Origin of the sequence: Shimia sp. MMG029 (assembly GCF_027947445.1) — a bacterium.
In the GTDB taxonomy this organism is placed as follows: domain Bacteria; phylum Pseudomonadota; class Alphaproteobacteria; order Rhodobacterales; family Rhodobacteraceae; genus Shimia.
In genome coordinates, this window is the sequence record NZ_JAQJIM010000025.1 from 1 (window position 1) to 2,598 (window position 2,598).

At 57.2% G+C, this 2,598-nt stretch carries 1 protein-coding gene and 1 pseudogene; both read right to left on the minus strand.

All coding sequences use genetic code 11. From position 1 onward, the window contains the following. Positions 1-72 precede the first annotated feature (72 nt). A complete protein-coding gene (gene istB / locus PJL69_RS20205) occupies positions 73-864 on the minus strand; it encodes an IS21-like element helper ATPase IstB (RefSeq protein WP_271311298.1) in 792 nt (263 codons plus the stop codon). After that, positions 854-2,485, minus strand: a pseudogene (locus tag PJL69_RS20210) (IS21/IS408/IS1162 family transposase). Before PJL69_RS20210 ends, istB begins: the two are co-directional and overlap by 11 nt. Positions 2,486-2,598 lie beyond the last annotated feature (113 nt).

A 2,598-nucleotide genomic window follows, 5' to 3' on the forward strand; every position in this document is an offset into this window, starting at 1 on the left:
TGTTGATTGTCAGTGAGAACTGACCCGTTATTTTCACCGAGATTTGACCCAGCCTCAGTTATGCGTCTTTGTTTATGACGCGGTCAATGTTGCGGTCTCCTTTCCTGTTTTCTTTGCGGCCTTTGCACTGGCCTTAAAGCGGTAGCTGTCGTTGCCAGTCTGGAGGATGTGGCATCGATGTGTGAGCCGGTCGAGGAGCGCTGTGGTCATCTTTGCATCACCGAACACCTGCGCGCATTCCGAGAAGCTGAGATTGGTGGTGATGATCACGCTGGTGCGCTCATAGAGCTTGCTGAGCAGATGGAAGAGCAGCGCCCCACCCGATGAGTTGAACGATAGGTAGCCGAGCTCGTCCAAGATAACCAAGTCGACCTTGGTCAGCATCTCAGCCAGTTTTCCGGCCTTGCCGAGGGCCTTTTCCTGTTCCAGCGCATTGACCAATTCTACGGTCGAGAAAAAGCGGACCTTTCGCCTGTGGTGCTCAATCGCCTGCACGCCAATTGCTGTCGCGGTGTGGCTCTTGCCGGTTCCGGGCCCGCCGATCAGGACGACATTCTCTGCCGCTTCAATGAACTCGCAGCGATGCAGTTGCCGCACGGTCGCTTCGTTGACCTCACTGGATGTAAAATCGAAGCCGGTGAGATCTTTATATGCTGGGAAGCGCGCCACCTTGGTGTGGTAGGCGATGGACCGCACCTCCCGTTCTGCGATCTCTGCCTTGAGAAGCTGTGACAGCATTGGCGTGGCCGCTTCGAATGCGGGAGCAGCTTGGGCGACCAAGTCTTCGACCGCATTTGCCATGCCATAGAGCTTGAGGCTGCGCAGCATGATGACGATAGAGGCGCCTGCTGGATCATGACGCATGGCGCTTCTCCCCAGCCTGTCTCAAGCCGTCATAGCGATCTACGTTGGCCTCTGGCGTTGTTTGCAATGACAAAGCGTCAGGCGGATCGACCTCAGGGTGATCTGACGGTTTGCGGTCGATTAATCGGTGCAACAGGTTCAGGATGTGCGTCTTGGTGGGAACGCCTGCTTCCAGTGCCAACTCTACTGCGCACAAAACGTCCTCTTCATTGTGCTAGAGAACCAACGACAGGATGTCGACCATTTCCCGGTCGCCACCATCCTTGCGCAGCATGTCATCCTGAAGCTGACGAAAGACATCCGGCATCTCAGTGAACGGTGCGCCATTACGAAGGGCACCCGGTTTGCGTTGGATCACAGCGAGATAGTGCCGCCAATCATAGATGACCTTGCCGGGCTTGCGGTGCGATCGGTCAATGCTCCGCGCATGTTCACAAACGGTTTGCCCTTCGGCGACGACGACCAGCCGTTCGGGATAAACATGCAGGCTGACCCGCCGGTTCGCAAAGCTGGCGGGCACGCTGTAGCGATTACGCTCAAAGGTGATCAGGCATGTTGGTGACACGCGTTTGCTGTGTGCGATAAACCCGTCAAAGGCGGGCGGCAGCCCCATCAGCATGGGCTTCTCGGCCTCCCACACATCAGCAATGGATCCCGGCAAGGCCTTGTGCGGGGTCTCCGCCCACAGGGCAATGCAGCGATCTTCCAACCAATGGTTCAGCTCTGCCAGATCGGCAAAGACCGGCATGACTTGCCACATGCGGTTGCGGGCGTCTTGCACGCTCTTCTCAACCTGGCCACTCGCCATTGTCCTCGGACCAATGGCGGACAAAGGCTCGTTCCCAACCCGCAGCGGGATTACAAAACTCAGGCTCAAAAACGTAGTGGCTGGCCATAGCCTTGAAGCGGGCGTTGACGTCCCGCTGCTTGCCTTTGCCAACACGATCAACGGCGGTCTTCATGTTATCGTAGATCCCGCGGCCGGGCACACCGCCGAAGACGCGGAACGCATGCCAATGTGCGTCGAACAGCATCTCGTGGGGCTCCGCCCGTTCTTACCTCAAACAGTCCCCCGGACTGTTCGCCACCTTCGGTGGACCTGTGCGAACTGCAGCGGATAAGCCCGCACCAGGAACGCCCGGCTGTGTGACAGCTTGATATGCGCAACTTGAAGCTTGACGCGCTCGCCGCCGATATTGGCCCAGTCCTCGCTCCAATCAAATTGGAACGCCTCCCCCGGCTGGAACACCAAGGGCACATAGGTCCCGCGACCTGTCGTCTGCTCCGCACGATGCCGATCTTCACGCCAAGCCCGCGCAAAAGCCGCGACGCGTTCATAGGAGCCGCCATATCCGAGCTTCACGAGATCAGCATGCATTTGCTTCACTGTCCGCCGCTCTTTGCGTGACTTCCGCGTCTGGATCAAAAGCCAGGCGGACAAACGATCCGCATAGGGATCCAGTTTGCTTGGACGCTTGGGCGTCTTGAACTCCGGCTCTACCGCACCTTCGCGCAGATACTTCCTGATAGTATTCCGAGACAAACCCGTCCGCCGGGCAATCTCTCTGATTGGCATTTTATCACGCAATGCCCAGCGTCGAATGACACTTAAAAATCCCATGTCGATCACTCCAAATCTCCCCAACCAAAAACGTCGGGGCCATGTGTTCACATGGGGCAATCCTCAGTGACAATTTATGGGGATACCGGGTCAGTTCTCAGTGACAATCAACA